This window comes from Idiomarina sp. UBA3176 (assembly GCF_002364295.1).
Lineage (GTDB): Bacteria > Pseudomonadota > Gammaproteobacteria > Enterobacterales > Alteromonadaceae > Idiomarina > Idiomarina loihiensis.
Window position 1 is genome coordinate 173496 of record NZ_DEXU01000020.1, and the last position, 15087, is coordinate 188582.

14 protein-coding genes and 4 tRNA genes are annotated in these 15087 nt (G+C 48.4%); 16 read left to right on the top strand and 2 right to left on the bottom strand.

Features of this window, described 5'->3' with window-relative positions; translation table 11 throughout:
* The first annotated feature begins 10 nt into the window (after positions 1-10).
* On the top strand, positions 11-823 hold the full coding sequence (gene cysQ, locus B2U97_RS08895) for a 3'(2'),5'-bisphosphate nucleotidase CysQ (protein ID WP_153849567.1): 813 nt from the start codon (positions 11-13) through the stop codon (positions 821-823).
* Here cysQ and B2U97_RS08900 read toward each other — a convergent pair.
* Both B2U97_RS08900 and B2U97_RS08905 read right to left on the bottom strand, forming a co-directional pair.
* On the bottom strand, positions 795-1031 hold the full coding sequence (locus tag B2U97_RS08900) for a YheU family protein (RefSeq protein ID WP_011233587.1): 237 nt from the start codon (positions 1029-1031) through the stop codon (positions 795-797). The genes cysQ and B2U97_RS08900 overlap by 29 nt on opposite strands.
* Positions 1028-2941 carry an ATP-binding cassette domain-containing protein gene (locus B2U97_RS08905; protein ID WP_011233588.1) on the bottom strand — a complete coding sequence of 638 codons (1914 nt, stop codon included), beginning with the start codon at positions 2939-2941 and terminating at the stop codon, positions 1028-1030. Before B2U97_RS08905 ends, B2U97_RS08900 begins: the two co-directional genes overlap by 4 nt.
* Before the next feature lie 81 nt (positions 2942-3022).
* Here B2U97_RS08905 and B2U97_RS08910 point away from each other — a divergent pair, with 81 nt between their 5' ends.
* The 15 genes from B2U97_RS08910 to B2U97_RS08980 all read left to right on the top strand — a co-directional run bounded on the left by B2U97_RS08910 (position 3023) and on the right by B2U97_RS08980 (position 14982).
* Positions 3023-3226 (top strand): YheV family putative zinc ribbon protein, encoded by a 204-nt coding sequence (locus B2U97_RS08910; RefSeq protein WP_011233589.1) that lies wholly within the window; start codon positions 3023-3025, stop codon positions 3224-3226.
* A 20-nt stretch (positions 3227-3246) separates the two neighbouring features.
* Positions 3247-4767: an NAD(P)H-hydrate dehydratase gene (locus tag B2U97_RS08915; protein ID WP_272990640.1), complete on the top strand. Its 1521-nt coding sequence runs from the start codon at positions 3247-3249 to the stop codon at positions 4765-4767.
* Entirely contained in the window at positions 4760-5218 is a 459-nt protein-coding gene (tsaE, locus tag B2U97_RS08920; protein ID WP_110014156.1) for a tRNA (adenosine(37)-N6)-threonylcarbamoyltransferase complex ATPase subunit type 1 TsaE, read from the top strand. Before B2U97_RS08915 ends, tsaE begins: the two co-directional genes overlap by 8 nt.
* Entirely contained in the window at positions 5215-6525 is a 1311-nt protein-coding gene (locus B2U97_RS08925) for an N-acetylmuramoyl-L-alanine amidase (protein ID WP_110014155.1), read from the top strand. Before tsaE ends, B2U97_RS08925 begins: the two co-directional genes overlap by 4 nt.
* Positions 6525-8258: a DNA mismatch repair endonuclease MutL gene (gene mutL / locus B2U97_RS08930; RefSeq protein ID WP_272990637.1), complete on the top strand. Its 1734-nt coding sequence runs from the start codon at positions 6525-6527 to the stop codon at positions 8256-8258. Before B2U97_RS08925 ends, mutL begins: the two co-directional genes overlap by 1 nt.
* Positions 8251-9201, top strand: a complete 951-nt coding sequence (miaA, locus tag B2U97_RS08935) for a tRNA (adenosine(37)-N6)-dimethylallyltransferase MiaA (protein ID WP_034818795.1) — start codon at positions 8251-8253, stop codon at positions 9199-9201. Before mutL ends, miaA begins: the two co-directional genes overlap by 8 nt.
* Before the next feature lie 177 nt (positions 9202-9378).
* Positions 9379-9636, top strand: a complete 258-nt coding sequence (gene hfq / locus B2U97_RS08940; RefSeq protein WP_011233595.1) for an RNA chaperone Hfq — start codon at positions 9379-9381, stop codon at positions 9634-9636.
* A 24-nt stretch (positions 9637-9660) separates the two neighbouring features.
* Positions 9661-10950, top strand: coding sequence for a ribosome rescue GTPase HflX (gene hflX, locus B2U97_RS08945; RefSeq protein WP_034818792.1), 1290 nt, complete (start codon positions 9661-9663; stop codon positions 10948-10950).
* Between the two features lie 44 nt (positions 10951-10994).
* A complete protein-coding gene (gene hflK / locus B2U97_RS08950; protein WP_110014153.1) occupies positions 10995-12149 on the top strand; it encodes an FtsH protease activity modulator HflK in 1155 nt (384 codons plus the stop codon).
* Entirely contained in the window at positions 12149-13042 is an 894-nt protein-coding gene (gene hflC / locus B2U97_RS08955) for a protease modulator HflC (RefSeq protein WP_286823785.1), read from the top strand. Before hflK ends, hflC begins: the two co-directional genes overlap by 1 nt.
* 102 nt (positions 13043-13144) lie before the next feature.
* Positions 13145-14443 (top strand): adenylosuccinate synthase, encoded by a 1299-nt coding sequence (locus tag B2U97_RS08960; protein ID WP_286823787.1) that lies wholly within the window; start codon positions 13145-13147, stop codon positions 14441-14443.
* Between the two features lie 151 nt (positions 14444-14594).
* A tRNA-Thr gene (locus B2U97_RS08965) sits at positions 14595-14670 on the top strand.
* Between the two features lie 19 nt (positions 14671-14689).
* Positions 14690-14774, top strand: a tRNA-Tyr gene (locus B2U97_RS08970).
* 45 nt (positions 14775-14819) lie between these two features.
* Positions 14820-14894 (top strand) — tRNA-Gly (locus B2U97_RS08975).
* Positions 14895-14906: 12 nt separating this feature from the next.
* Positions 14907-14982, top strand: a tRNA-Thr gene (locus B2U97_RS08980).
* Positions 14983-15087: the final 105 nt, after the last annotated feature.

Below are 15087 nucleotides of genomic sequence, written 5' to 3' on the forward strand. Positions count from 1 at the left end.
GGCAGAAACAATGCTGGAGAAACTGAAGGAAATAGCATTCGAAGCAGGTGGCGTTATTCTGTCAATGTACGAGCGGCGTGACTATAAAACGGCCGAGAAAAAAGACGATTCTCCAGTGACTACCGCAGATCTTGTTGCCAGCGAACTAATAGAAGATCGACTCAAGCAGTCATTCCCTGATATTCCGGTTATTTCTGAAGAAAGCGAGCATCAGGACTATAATGAGCGTCGTCAATGGAAGGCCTATTTTATTATCGACCCGATAGATGGTACTCAGGAGTTTATTTCCCGCTCCGGAGACTTTGCTGTCAACATTGCTTACGTAGAAAACAACGAGCCTGTCATTGGCGTTATTTTCTGGCCGGTCGGGGAAACGCTTTACTATGCTCGCAAAGGTGCTGGCGCCTTTAAACAAAAAGAGAACGAAAAGCAGTCCATAAGCGTGCGCAAGTTTAGTGACCCTCAGGCTGACCCTATTATTATTGCAATAAGTCGGCAACAGGCACGAGAGCCTGTGTTTAATCGTTTGCAGACAAAACGTGATATTCAGCCTTTACCAACGGGTAGCTGTTCACTAAAAGCCTGTTTTATTGCCGAGGGCAAAGCCGATTGTTTTTTACGTCTGGGACCTACCGGAGAATGGGATACCGCTGCATCGCAAGTTATTGTAGGAGAAGCTGGCGGTCGCATAGTGAATGAGAACTTTGAGCCCATTACCTACAACCGCACGGTTAGCCTGCTGAACCCGAACTTCTTAGTTCTGGGTGACCAAAGTGTTCCCTGGGAAGAAGTCTTTATTGCCCGTCAGGCTCGTTTCCGGTAACACTGTCTTTGTTGACTACATCGACACTTTCATGCAACTCAGAGTAAACAATGACGGCTTCGCCGGACTTCAGGCGTTGCTTCAGTTGCTCCACTTTCGTTTCAAAGCTGAGCTCCTGACTGCCGTAATCGGTTCCTTCGCGCAGTACAATAGATTCCATTAAATTGTTCAGGGTTTCCTGATCAATTTCCTGCCAGGGAATGATCATTTATCCTCCGCTTGCTGCAACTCTTCTGTTAATTCTGCCAGTTCTTCTTCTGCTGTCATCCAGAGGTTTTCCTGTTGTTGCAGATCTTTTTGCGCCTGTGCCTGCTGGTCTAACAGCTTTTGCAATTTGGCTTTATTGGCATCGTCATACAAGGTGCTGTCACTCAGTTGCTCGTGAATATCGGCTAGCGTCAGCTCCAGCGAATGAATATTCTTTTCTGCCTTCTCTATTTGTTGGCGTAAAGGCTTAGTTTTTTGTCGCGCCTCGGCTTCCTTACGTTTTTGCTGTTTGCGGTCATCGCGTTGGCGAGTAGCGGGTTGCTCGCTACGTTTGTCATTAGCCGCCTGTTGCTGTAACCAATCGTGATAGGCATCTAAATCGCCGTCGAAAGTTTCTGCTTTGCCGTCGGCAACCAGACAAAATTCATCTACCGTGGTACGTAGCAAATGTCTGTCGTGCGAAACCACAATCAACGCGCCTTCATATTCCTGCAAAGCCGCGACCAGTGCGTCGCGCAAGCCGAGATCCAGGTGGTTAGTCGGCTCATCTAGCAGTAACAGGTTAGGACGCTGGTAAATAATGAGGGCTAACGCCAATCGGGCTTTTTCCCCACCGGACATGGGTTCGACCGATCGTGTGGCCTGATCACCGGAAAAACCAAAGTTACCTAAAAAGTCACGCAACTTTTGTTCAGTCGCTTGTTTATCAATGCGCTGCAAGTGCAGCAGCGCTGAGGCTGCCAAGTCCAGAGTTTCCAGCTGATGCTGAGCAAAATAACCAATGCTGAGACCTGGGTTAACCAACCGCTCACCAGCCATCGGCTCCAATTCACCCGCCAGCAGTTTAATCAGCGTTGATTTACCGGCGCCGTTTCGGCCAAGCAAGCCTAACCTAGTTCCCGGCACCAAATTTAGCTTAATCTGCTCAAGAATGGTGGTGTCACCATAGCCAGCTTTGGCGTCGCGCAGCGTTAGCAGCGGATTTGGCAGCTTCTCTGGTGTTAAAAAGTGAAAGTCGATACCACTTTCGGCGCGCAGTGGCGCCTGGTTAGGCAACTTCTCAATAGCTTTTAAACGGCTCTGTGCTTGTTTGGCTTTGCTGGCTTTATAACGAAAACGGTCAACGTAAGCTTGTAAGTGCTGACGCATAACCTGAGCTTTTTCGTACTCGCTTTGTTGCTGAGCCATGTGCTCGGCGCGCTGCCGCTCAAACAGAGAGTAGTTACCGCGGTAGCTGTTCAGCTTTTTATGCTCAATATGCGTAATGTCGGTAGTGACCGAGTCGAGAAAGTCACGGTCGTGCGATATCAATAGCAGGGTTCCGTCGTACTGTTTCAGCCAGCTTTCCAGCCAGAAAATGGCGTCAACATCCAGATGGTTAGTGGGCTCATCCAGCAGCATTAAGTCGGCGCGGGCTATGAGTACCTGTGCCAAATTAAGGCGCATACGCCAACCACCGGAAAATGCTTTTACCGGCTGTTGCAATTGTTCCTGAGTAAAGCCAAGGCCAGCCATTAAACTGGCGGTTCTGGGCTGAATATCATAAGCTCCGATGGAAGCCAACTTGTCGTGACAGTGCGCAATGGCTTCGCCGTTGTTATCGCTTTCGGCCTGCGCGAGTTGCGCTTCCAACTGCCGAAACTCGGCGTCACCGTCCATTACGTAATCGATAGCGGATTTATCCAGTGCGGGAGTGTCCTGGGCTACGCTGGCAATTCGCCACTCCGCTGGCAGGTGAATATTACCGCTGTCGGCACTGAGTTCACCACGCAGCATGGCAAACAACGAGGACTTGCCGCAGCCATTACGGCCTACTAAGCCAACGCGATGTCCCGGGAATACTTGTAAGTCACTGTCTTCAAATAAAACATCACCGCCACGCAATAAGGTGATAGCTTCAGCACGGATCATAAACTACTCTTCATTTTGTACAGCTGTTCAGCTGCGGTATCATAGACGTGTTCTGCTCACAATTCTAACACAGGAGCTGTTGTGGCTAGAGAAAAGAAGCGATTTATTGCCGGGGCCGTTTGCCCCAAATGCGATGCCATGGACACACTCATGCTCTTCATCGAAAACGATACCGAACAAGTTGAGTGCGTGCAATGTAAGCACCGGTTTAGTGAACCTAAAGAGCAGGGTGGTGGTAGCCAGCGTCAGTTTGATCAGGTCATTGGGGTATTTAAGCCAGACTAAACAAATTGTAGGGAGCCATTATGACAGACACCGACGGCAGCCGTTTTATCAACTGTCTTTATCGCGTTGAGCAAGTACAGCAGGGCGAACAAAAAGCCGCTGAAGCTTGCTCGATGAACATGACGCAACTGATGTCGGCGGCCGGGAAAGCGGTTTTTCATCAGCTACAATCTTACTTTCCGGCACCGGCACGCATGGCGGTCTGTTGTGGTGAAGGGAATAACGGTGGTGATGGCTATATTGTCGCCCGACTGGCTCAGAAGGCCGGTTATCAGGTGCAAGTTTTTGCGCTTAAACCCAATGTTGAATTGCCGGAGCCATTGGAGTCTGACGCGCACAAAGCCCGTGCTGCTTGGCGTGAACAAGGCGGAAGTGAAAAGCCCTTGCTGGATTGCTCGCCCGAGCAGTTTGATGTGTTGGTGGATGCCTTATTTGGTGTGGGTTTGAATCGTGCGCTTGAGGGCGACCCGGTAAGCTGGGTTCAGCGGGTGAATGGTAGCACGACGCCGGTGGTTTCAGTGGACGTGCCGTCGGGGTTAAATGCTGATACGGGTCATGTGCCCGGTGCGGCGGTTCGCGCTCATCTTACCGTCTGTCTGGTGGCGTTAAAGCGTGGCTTGCTTACCGGAAAGGCTCAAGAGCACACCGGTGAGTTAAAACTTGAAGACTTAGGTGTTGGCAGCACGTTTAGACAGCAAAATGAAGCCGACTGGTTCAGGGTTAATGCAGGCCGGGTTGGCGGCTGGCTAGCGCCTCGTTCACGCTGCACTCACAAAGGTGAGCAAGGACACGTGCTAATTGTCGGTGGTCAGCCGGGCATGTCCGGAGCTGTGATATTGGCAATGCAGTCGGCGCTGCGTGCGGGGGCGGGCAAAGTGTCCGTGGCGTGTCATCCGCAGGTGCAGGCAATTGTTGCGGCAGCTCAGCCTGAAGCTATGGTGCATGGCATAAAAGAAACCGATGCTCTTAAGCCGCTGCTGCGAGAAGCTTCTGCTGTTGCTCTGGGACCCGGGCTGGGGCAAGGCTCCTGGAGTCAGGAGGTTTTTTCGCAGGTGATGGCAACCGATGTGCTGAAAGTTATTGATGCCGATGGTTTAAATCTATTAGCCAGTAACCCCGTTCATTCACCCAAATTATTACTAACACCGCACCCTGGTGAAGCTGCGCGGTTACTGCAAATTACGACCGATGAAATAGCGTCGGATCGTTTTGCTGCGGCAACAAAACTACGTGAAAAATACGGTGCGCAGGTACTACTGAAAGGTGCGGGGTCTTTGCTGGTAACCGACAGAGGTAGGTGTTTGATTGACCGCGGTTCACCAGCAATGGCCTCCGGTGGCATGGGCGACCTGTTAACCGGATTAATCGCGGGCTTATTAGCGCAAAGAATGGCTCCGGCACAAGCGCTGATTGCAGGTAGCCTATGGCATGCTATAGCGGGCGAAGAGGCAGGAAACGATGGTGAGAGGGGAACCTTAGCTTCGGATCTGTTGCCTTATATACGACAGTTGGTGAATGGATATGGAAGGGATGATGACTGAGGTACACCAATGTGAGTTGGCTGATGAAGAGGGGACGTTAGCACTTGCGAAGAAATTTTCACAAGTTTTACAGACCCCTTTAGTGGTTTATCTGAGAGGCGAGTTAGGTGCCGGAAAAACGGCGTTTTGTCGCGGTGTTATTCAGGCTATGGGGCATTCAGGGGCGGTGAAAAGTCCGACCTATACTCTTGTTGAGCCCTACCAGCTGCAAGGCTGGCGTATTCATCATTTCGATTTATATCGACTGGCAGATCCGGAAGAGCTCGAATATATGGGAATTCGAGATTATTTTTCTGAAGATACGTTAAACTTTATAGAGTGGCCCGATAAAGGCTATGGTTGGCTTCCCGGTGCGGACATTGAGATAAGAATCGAGTATGCTGGCACGGGTCGTAAACTTACTTTCAGTGCGCTAACTGAAGCCGGACAACAAATAATTAAAACATTATGATGAAGCGATTTTGGGTGTTTTTGTTTGCTTGTGTTCCTTTGTGGGCCTGGGCCGACAACAGTATAGACAGTGTGCGTGTGTGGCCATCTCCGGATAAAACGCGGGTGGTTTTCGACTTGTCGGACACTCCCGACTATTCTTACTTTACGTTGTATCAGCAAAAGCCTTACCGGCTGGTTATTGATTTTAACAATACTTCGTTAAAAGCGGGTTTGGCGAACTTGGGCGAAGAATCGCTGCTGGTCGATAAAATTCGTACAAGCTCACCTAAAAACGCTAACAGTACCCGTATTGTTATTGAGCTGGACTCTAAAAGCGACGCTAACCTTTTTACCTTGCCAGCTAATGAGTCCTATAAAGATCGGTTGGTGGTTGATTTACCCGGTAAATCCAAAGAGCTGAGCGGGCCGGCAAAATCGGTTTCAGAGCTGAAAGACAGGCGCGTAACCATAGCAATTGATGCCGGGCATGGTGGTGATGACCCCGGCTCTATTGGTCCACGCGGAACTTACGAAAAACACGTCGTTATTCGTATTGCCCGTGCATTGGCCAAACTCATTAATGATGACCCTGGTATGCAGGCTTATTTGATTCGAACCGGGGACTACTATGTTGGCCTTAACGAGCGACCGCAAAAAGCCTGGGATGTAAAAGCGGATTTTTTTGTTTCGATTCATGCAGACGCTTTTCGAACACCACAGCCCAGCGGTGGCTCGGTCTGGGTGTTGTCCAAACGCCGGGCAGAATCCGAAGTTGGTCGCTGGTTAGAAAATCGGGAGCAGCAATCTGAGTTATTGGGTGGCGTTACTGATATTTTGCGGAAGAACGGGCACGAACCCTATTTGGCCGAGACTCTGTTGGATATGTCAATGGACAGTTCCATTGCCGGGGCCTACAGTGCCGCGAAACATATAATCGATGAAATGTCGACGGTAACCAAAATGCATAAAAAGACCCCTCAGGCAGCGAGTTTCGCGGTTTTGAAGTCACCGGATAAACCGTCATTGCTGGTGGAAACTGGATTCATTTCAAATCCGCGTGAAGAGCAGTTGTTAACCAGTAATGCTCATCAGCAAAAGCTGGCGCGGGCTCTTTACAACGGGATTCGCCGTTATTTTGTTAGCAACCCAATAGACAATACCTACTTAGCTAACCAAAGCAGTTTTACTTATACCGTTAAGTCCGGAGATTCCTTATCGGTGCTGGCACAGAAGTATAATACTACCGTCAAAGCCATTAAAACCGAGAATAACCTGACCACCAGTAGCTTGAAAATTGGTCAGAAACTGACAATTCCGAGTCGCTGATGGCCATTCAACAATTACCGATAGAGCTCGCGAACCAAATTGCTGCGGGCGAAGTGGTTGAGCGCCCTTCGTCGGTGGTTAAAGAACTGGTAGAAAATGCATTGGATGCCGGGGCTACGCAATTAATTCTGGATATTGAGCAGGGCGGTAGCAAACGCATTCGAATTCGCGATAACGGCGGTGGTATTGTTAAGCAGGAGCTGACACTGGCACTGAGCCGTCACGCCACCAGTAAAATTCAGAGTCTGGACGATTTAGAGCATATTGGTAGCCTGGGGTTTCGGGGAGAAGCTCTGGCCAGTATCAGTTCTGTGTCGCGATTGCGCTTAATATCCAAGCCGCCAGAGCAGGAAGAAGCCTGGCAGGCGTGGGCCGAAGGTAGGGATATGCAAGTGACTGTTGAACCAGCTGCGCATCCGGACGGCACAACCGTCGATATACAGGATCTATTCTTTAATACGCCAGCCAGACGTAAGTTTTTACGCACAGAAAAAACTGAATTCAGCCACATAGATGAAGTTATAAAACGGATTGCGCTTAGCCGTTTTGAAGTCGGATTCCAGCTTAATCATAACGGCAAATCGGTAAGAGCGTTTCCTTCTGCTCAGACTGAAAAACAGCAGTTACAACGGTTGGCGAAAATTTGCGGCGGTGGATTTGCTGAGCAGGCTGCAGCAATTGACGCTGTTGATGGTGACTTCCACTTAAGTGGCTGGTTAGTCCCGCCGGAGCATTGTCGGCATCAGGGGGATATTCAGCATTTTTTTGTCAACGGCCGAATGATGCGCGATAAATTGTTATCGCATGCGGTACGTCAGGCCTACGAAAAATATTTGCCGAACGAGCGGGTACCGACCTTTGTACTTTACTTTGAACTGCCTGCAGAAGAAGTCGATGTGAATGTGCATCCGGCAAAGCATGAAGTCCGCTTTCACCGCCAGCGACAAGTGCATGACTTTATTCTGACCCGCATTGAACAGGCTTTAAACCAGTTGGTTGCCACAGAAAACGGACAACCTGCGATGAGTCATCAGCATTCTTACAGCTCGCATGAACGGTCATCAGGGACCCAGTCGAACTCCTGTCGGGGCGCGTCAGGTGCGAGTTTTCTGGGTGAGAGAAAAGCATCCGGGTCGTTGTTGCCAAATGCCGCACGGGCCCATCAAAGCAATGCTGGCACGCAGCTAAACACGGAGTCAGAGGCAGAGTTTAAAGCGGCACAAAACTGGCGTGTGCTGTCGGTGTTTAATGGTGTTTATGCTCTTATTCGCAATGAGTACAGTCTGGCCTGGCTTAATCTGGCTAAAGTTCACATTGAGTGTGTTAGCAGAAAACTTACTCAGCAATTGCAGGACGGACTGAACGGGCAGCCTTTACTGGTTCCTGTGGCAATCAGTTTGGCGAATCTGCCCGGTCCTGCAAGTCAGTGGCCGCAGCAGCAATTAAACCAGTGCGGTGTGGTGTATAAAATTCAGCGTGAGCAGGCAATTATCGAGCAAATGCCGGAAATGTTACGTCAGGGTAATGTAGTGAGCGGTTTCTCCCAATTACTGACATTACTGACCGAAGGCGCTGAAGCTGATCAACTGGCTCATTGGTTGGCACAGTTTTCCGGTCTTGAATCATACAGTCTGACTCAGGCAGAGCACTGGCTTATTCAGTGGCGTTCGCAATTGGCTGAAAGCGCGGATGTGTTGCAAAAGTTGCCGTTACCCGGAGAGAATAATGCATAGCAAGGACGCCGTTATTGCCATTTATGGGCCTACAGCTTCAGGGAAAACCGCGTTATCGCTGGCGCTTTGTGAGCAACTGGACTGTGAGATTATTTCTGTCGATTCTGCGTTGATTTATCGGGGAATGGATATTGGTACCGCGAAACCCAGCGCCGAAGAGCAAAACTTAGTTCCTCATCACTTGCTGGATATTCGCGACCCTGCCGAAACTTATTCGGCGGCCGACTTCCAAAAAGACGCTTTGGCTTTAATTGATGATATTCAGCAACGTGGCAAGGTGCCTTTGTTGGTTGGCGGAACCATGTTGTACTTTAAGGCGTTGCTGGAAGGGCTTTCCCATTTGCCCGAGTCCGATACCAGCGTGCGTGAGAAACTGACCGCCGAACTGCATGAGAAAGGTTTAGCCGAACTGCACAGTCGGCTGCAAAAGGTTGATCCCACAAGTGCGAAACGCATTCACCCTAACGATCCTCAGCGAATTCTGCGAGCTTTGGAGGTTTATGAAATTGCGGGCAAACCCCTGACAGAACTTACCAGGGAGCGTCATGGTCAGTTAACTAAACCCATTTATCAGTTTGCGGTGGCGCCAGTTGACCGGAAAGTTTTACATCAGCGTATAGAACAGCGTTTCGACCATATGTTGGCGCAACCTTTTAAAGAGGAAGTTGCAACTTTGTTTGCCAGATCCGATTTGCATCCGGACCTTCCGTCCTTACGCAGTGTTGGCTATCGGCAAATGTGGCAGCACCTGGCCGGAGAGCTAAGCTATGATGAAATGCGCGAACGCGGAATTATTGCTACCCGACAGTTGGCGAAAAGACAAATGACCTGGCTGCGGGGCTGGCCGGGAGTGCACTGGCTGGAAACCGGCGACCTCAATATGCAGGCGAAAGTCATGACAGCAATGCAGCAGCCCGCAGAGATTTTTAATAGTAAGGATTGAAATTAGACGACCAAGGCCGCAGATCCAATTCTGGACTAAATGAGTAATTCTTAACGTTTTTCTTATTGCAAAAATTCTTTACTGGTCTAGTGTGTCTATACAGGGAACTGCAAATTGGCAGTGCTGTAGCTTACTATTTACACATTGGATATTAATAACGATAAAAAGGAATCCAAGATGGCTAAGGGGCAAACTTTACAAGACCCATTCTTAAATGCGTTACGTCGTGAGCGCATACCAGTATCTATTTACTTAGTTAATGGCATTAAACTGCAGGGACAAATTGAGTCTTTTGATCAATTCGTTGTCTTATTAAAGAATACGGTTAGCCAAATGGTGTATAAGCATGCAATTTCAACAGTTGTACCTGCGCGTATTCCTCAAAATTATTTGCCGCAACAAGCTGGCGAAGATATGGCTGAAATAGAAGATTAATGGTGAAAGAGAGGTCTGAACAACTTGTTCGATAGGTATGAAGGTGGCGACTACGCAATATTGGTTCATGTGGATTTACCCGCGGAAGTTGACCGAGAAGATCTCTCCGAATTACAACTTTTAGCTGATTCTTCGGGCGTGAAAACTATGGGAGTGATGACTACAAGTCGTAACTCCCCAACCCCCAGATACTTTGTTGGTAGTGGTAAGGCAGAAGAAATTGCCGAGCAGGTAAAGCTGCTGGACGCTAACATTGTTATCTTTAATCACGCGTTATCACCAACGCAAGAGCGAAATCTGGAAGCCATTTGCAAATGTCGGGTGTTAGATCGTACGGGTCTTATTCTAGATATTTTTGCGCAGCGGGCACGAACCCACGAAGGTAAGTTGCAGGTTGAATTAGCGCAACTGCGTCATATATCGACACGACTGGTGCGAGGCTGGACTCACCTTGAGAGACAAAAAGGTGGTATTGGTTTACGTGGGCCAGGTGAAACCCAGCTTGAGACCGACAGACGCTTAATTCGCGGACGTATTAAAAATATTTTAAAGCGCCTGGAGAAAGTCCAGAAACAGCGGGAGCAGGGGCGTCGGGCTCGTAAAAAGGCGGATATTCCTACCGTATCGCTGGTGGGTTATACCAACGCAGGTAAATCGACGCTATTTAATCGCCTGACTGAAGCCGGCGTTTATGCCGCGGATCAGCTATTCGCAACACTTGACCCAACCCTTAGAAAACTTGCAGTAGAAGATATTGGTGAAGTGATTCTGGCTGACACCGTTGGTTTTATTCGTCACTTACCTCATGACCTGGTCGCAGCTTTTAAAGCGACGCTTCAGGAAACTCAAGAGGCCGATTTATTGTTACATGTGGTTGATGTCAGCGACGAACAGCAGCAAAATAATATTGATCAGGTTGCTGAGGTTTTGGAAGAAATCGATGCTGGCGATGTACCACAGTTAATTATTTGTAATAAAATAGATCAAGTGGAAGGGGCCGAGCCCCGGATTGATTACGATGACAATCAAAGGCCAATAAGGGTCTGGGTTTCAGCGCAGCAAGACCTTGGCATTGAGGAAGTACTGGAGGCTTTACGGCAGATACTTGGCCCGCAGATGGTCGAGCTGACTCTGAAAATCCCCCACTCAATGGGTAAATTACGTGGTACATTATACCGTTGGAATAGCGTGACATCGGAAGATGTTAACGAAAATGGTGAACTTGCGTTGCAAGTGCGCATGTCATCGGTAGACTGGCAGCGTTTACACAAGGCTTATGGCGACCAACTGGACGACTTAGTCGTGCAGCAATAGAATTTTTTATAGCAACAGTTTTCTTAAAAAACTTGGAGCACTCAATGGCTTGGAATCAACCGGGAAACGGTAATAACAATGACCGTGACCCATGGAAAAATCAAGGTGGCAAAGATCAAGGCCCGCCTGATCTCGACGAAGCAGTTCGCAAACTGTTTTCCAAATTCGGTTTTGGTGGGAAAAAAGGCGGCGGCTCGGGCGGCAGTTCAGGTATCCCGGCAAAAGGCGTCGGTATCATCGCAATTATCGCATTAATTGTTTGGTTTATTGCCGGTTTCTACACAGTAAAAGAAGCAGACCGCGGCGTTGTACTGCGTTTTGGTCAGTTTCATACTTTGGTTGAGTCGGGGTTGCATTGGCGCCCGGTATTTATCGACTCGGTAGAACATGTCGACGTAAACAATATCCGTTCGGACAAAACCGACGGCTACATGCTGACTCAGGATGAAAACGTGGTTCGTGTTGAGCTGGATGTTCAGTATCGCGTTGTTGATCCGCGTGCGTATTTATTTAACGTAGAAAATGCCGACGGTGTTTTATCACGAGCGACTGACAGCGCTTTACGTTTTGTAGTGGGTCACACCACCATGGATGAAGTGCTGACTCGTGGTCGTGAGGAAGTCAGAGCGAATACTCTGGATATGCTCGAAAAAACCATGAATCCATACACGGTTGGTTTGCAGGTAGTTGATATTAACTTGCTGCCAGCACGGCCACCGGAGGCGGTTAAAGACGCCTTTGATGATGCTATATCGGCTCAGGAAGATGAAGAGCGCTTCATTAGAGAAGCTGAAGCTTATGCCCGCGAAGTAGAACCCTTGGCACGAGGCCAGGTACGTCGTATGTTGCAGGAAGCGCAAGCTTATCGTGAGCAAATTATTCTTGAGGCTCAGGGTGAAGTTGCTCGCTTTGAAGAATTGCTGCCTCAATATCAAAACGCACCTGAAGTTACGCGTCAGCGTATCTACCTTGATACTCTGCAGGAGCTTTATGCGAAAACGCCTAAGGTACTGGTTGACGTTGAAGGTGGTAACAACATGATGTACTTACCACTAGAAAAACTTCTCGAAAAGCAAGGTCGTAATACAAATTCATTCTCTCCGACGCGTATTCCTGAAGATGTTTCAGGTGGTTCCTCAAGTACTGGAACAGAGACACAAAATACGCGCAGCAGTAACCGCAGCGGAGGTCGAAACTAATGAAAAACCTAATCGCAATAATTGTTGTGGTCCTGGTCGTTCTGGGTCTTTCCTCCGTTTATGTAGTTAAGGAAGGCGAACGCGCCATCTTAATTCAGTTCGGTAAGGTCGAGCGTAATGCAGAAACTGGTGAAGCTATGGTTTTCGAACCCGGTTTACACTTTAAAATCCCTTTCATTGAACAAGTGAAAAGACTGGATGCCCGCCTGCAAACATTAGACGGAGATCCTGACCGCTTTGTCACCAGTGAGAAAAAGGATTTGATTGTTGATACCTACGTTATGTGGCGTATTAATGACTTCTCTACTTTCTATCTGAGTACTAATGGCGGTAACTACCTCCAGGCTGAAGCTCTGTTAACTCGTCGTATTAACAGCGGTTTGCGTAGTGAATTTGGTAACCGTACCATTTCTGACATTGTTTCTGGTGAGCGTGATGAGTTAATGCGTGAAGCTTTAATACAAGGTTCAGAAAGTGCTTCAGATTTAGGTGTTGAAGTGCTGGACGTTCGCGTTATGCAAATTAACTTACCAACGGAAGTGAGTCAGTCCATTTATCAACGTATGCGTGCAGAACGTAAAGCTGTGGCCACAGAGCATCGTTCTGAAGGTCGTGAGCAGGCAGAGTTCATTCGTGCCGATGTTGACGCGCGCGTAACGGTAATGCTTGCCGACGCCAAACGTCAATCACGCGAGTTACGTGGTGAGGGTGATGCACAGGCGGCGAAAATCTACGCTGATGCTTATCAGAAAGATGCCGAGTTCTTTGCCTTTATCCGTAGTATGGAAGCTTATGGTGAATCATTCGGTTCCGGCAATGACATGTTAGTGCTTGATGCAAACAGTGACTTTTTCCGTTATTTACAAAATATGATGGGAAAAACTGAAGAGTAATCATGAATGAGCGTCTGATGTTTCCATCAGGCGCTCACCTCCGATGTACAAACCCTCCGATTAAAGGTAAGATCGCTCCGATTTTTTTTACGCGGGGCAATCATGAGTCAGAACGTTGTAATTCTAGGCACCCAGTGGGGTGACGAAGGCAAAGGTAAAATTGTTGACCTGTTAACCGATAAAGCCACTATGGTTGTGCGGTATCAGGGCGGACATAATGCTGGGCACACATTGGTTATTGACGGTGAAAAAACCGTTCTGCATTTAATTCCTTCAGGTATTCTACGCAAAAATGTTCAATGCGTTATTGGCAACGGCGTGGTTTTATCACCCGAAGCACTGATGGAAGAAATGGCTATGCTGGAAGCACGCAATGTTCCAGTGACAGACCGTTTGCGTATCAGCAAAGCTTGTCCATTAATTCTGCCATTCCATGTAGCTCTTGACCAGGCACGTGAACGTGCGCGCGGTAAAGAAGCCATTGGTACAACGGGGCGTGGCATTGGTCCTGCGTATGAAGACAAAGTTGCCCGTCGTGGTCTGCGCGTTGGTGACTTATTTGATATGAAGCGTTTTGGTGAGAAGCTGAAAGAGCTGGTGGATTATCACAACTTCTCCTTAGTTGAATACTATAAAGCCGATGCGATTGATTTCGATACCGTACTTAAGCAATGCGAAGAGTTCGCCGAAGTATTGAAACCTATGGTGATTGATGTACCTGCTTTACTTGATAAAGCACGTAAAAACGGCGAGTCAATCATGTTCGAAGGTGCACAGGGCACTTTGCTGGATATAGACCATGGTACTTACCCTTATGTAACCTCTTCCAATACAACCGCAGGCGGTGTTGCGACCGGAGCTGGCTTTGGTCCTCGTTATATTGATTACGTGTTGGGTATTGTCAAAGCCTACACTACTCGCGTGGGTAGTGGACCCTTCCCGACTGAACTTGACTGTGAAGTAGGCCTGCACTTAGGTGAGAAAGGTCATGAGTTTGGTGCAACCACCGGGCGCAAACGCCGTACCGGTTGGATAGACGCTGTAGCGATGCGGCGGGCAGTACAAATTAACTCTATCAGTGGCTTCTGCTTAACTAAGTTAGATGTACTGGACGGCCTTGAAGAGTTAAAGATTTGTATTGGTTATCAGCTCTCCGATGGCAGTGTGACAGAGCATCCTCCGCTGTCTGCAGAAGACTATGAAGTGGTAGAGCCCATTTACGAAACAATGCCGGGCTGGCAGCAAAGCACTGTTGGCATAACTGAACATAAAGAGTTACCGCCAGAAGCTTTAGCTTATATTGCCCGTATCGAAGCGTTAACCGGTGTACCGGTAGATATCATTTCAACTGGTCCAGATCGTAAAGAAACCATTGTCTTACGGCACCCGTTTGGGCAGTAAGAAAAAGTAGTGTATGTTACTAAAAGACGGTCAGTTTTCATCCGATGTAGATAAAAACTGACCAGTCAGAACAAAAAACTTAAAAAAATTACGCGCACCTATTGCACTATCAAATCTAGTACCATAGAATGCGCTCCACCTAACCGGTGGTGCCGGCATAGCTCAGTTGGTAGAGCAACTGACTTGTAATCAGTAGGTCCCGAGTTCGACTCTTGGTGCCGGCACCAATTTAAATTGCAAGACACGGGAGGGGTTCCCGAGTGGCCAAAGGGATCAGACTGTAAATCTGACGGCTCAGCCTTCGCAGGTTCGAATCCTGCCCCCTCCACCACGCAATTTCCTTGGTTTTGAAGTGGCCTCATAAAATTGTGAATTTGCGGGTGTCGTATAGTGGCTATTACCTCAGCCTTCCAAGCTGATGACGCGGGTTCGATTCCCGCCACCCGCTCCACATTCCGTCAGTGCTGATATAGCTCAGTTGGTAGAGCGCACCCTTGGTAAGGGTGAGGTCGGCGGTTCGAATCCGCCTATCAGCACCATTTCAATTTAGGCCCCTAATAAACCTCGGTAATGCTTTTTAGCTTAGGTAACACACCGAAGAATTTTGTTAGAGAGGCTGCAATGTCTAAAGAAAAATTTGAACG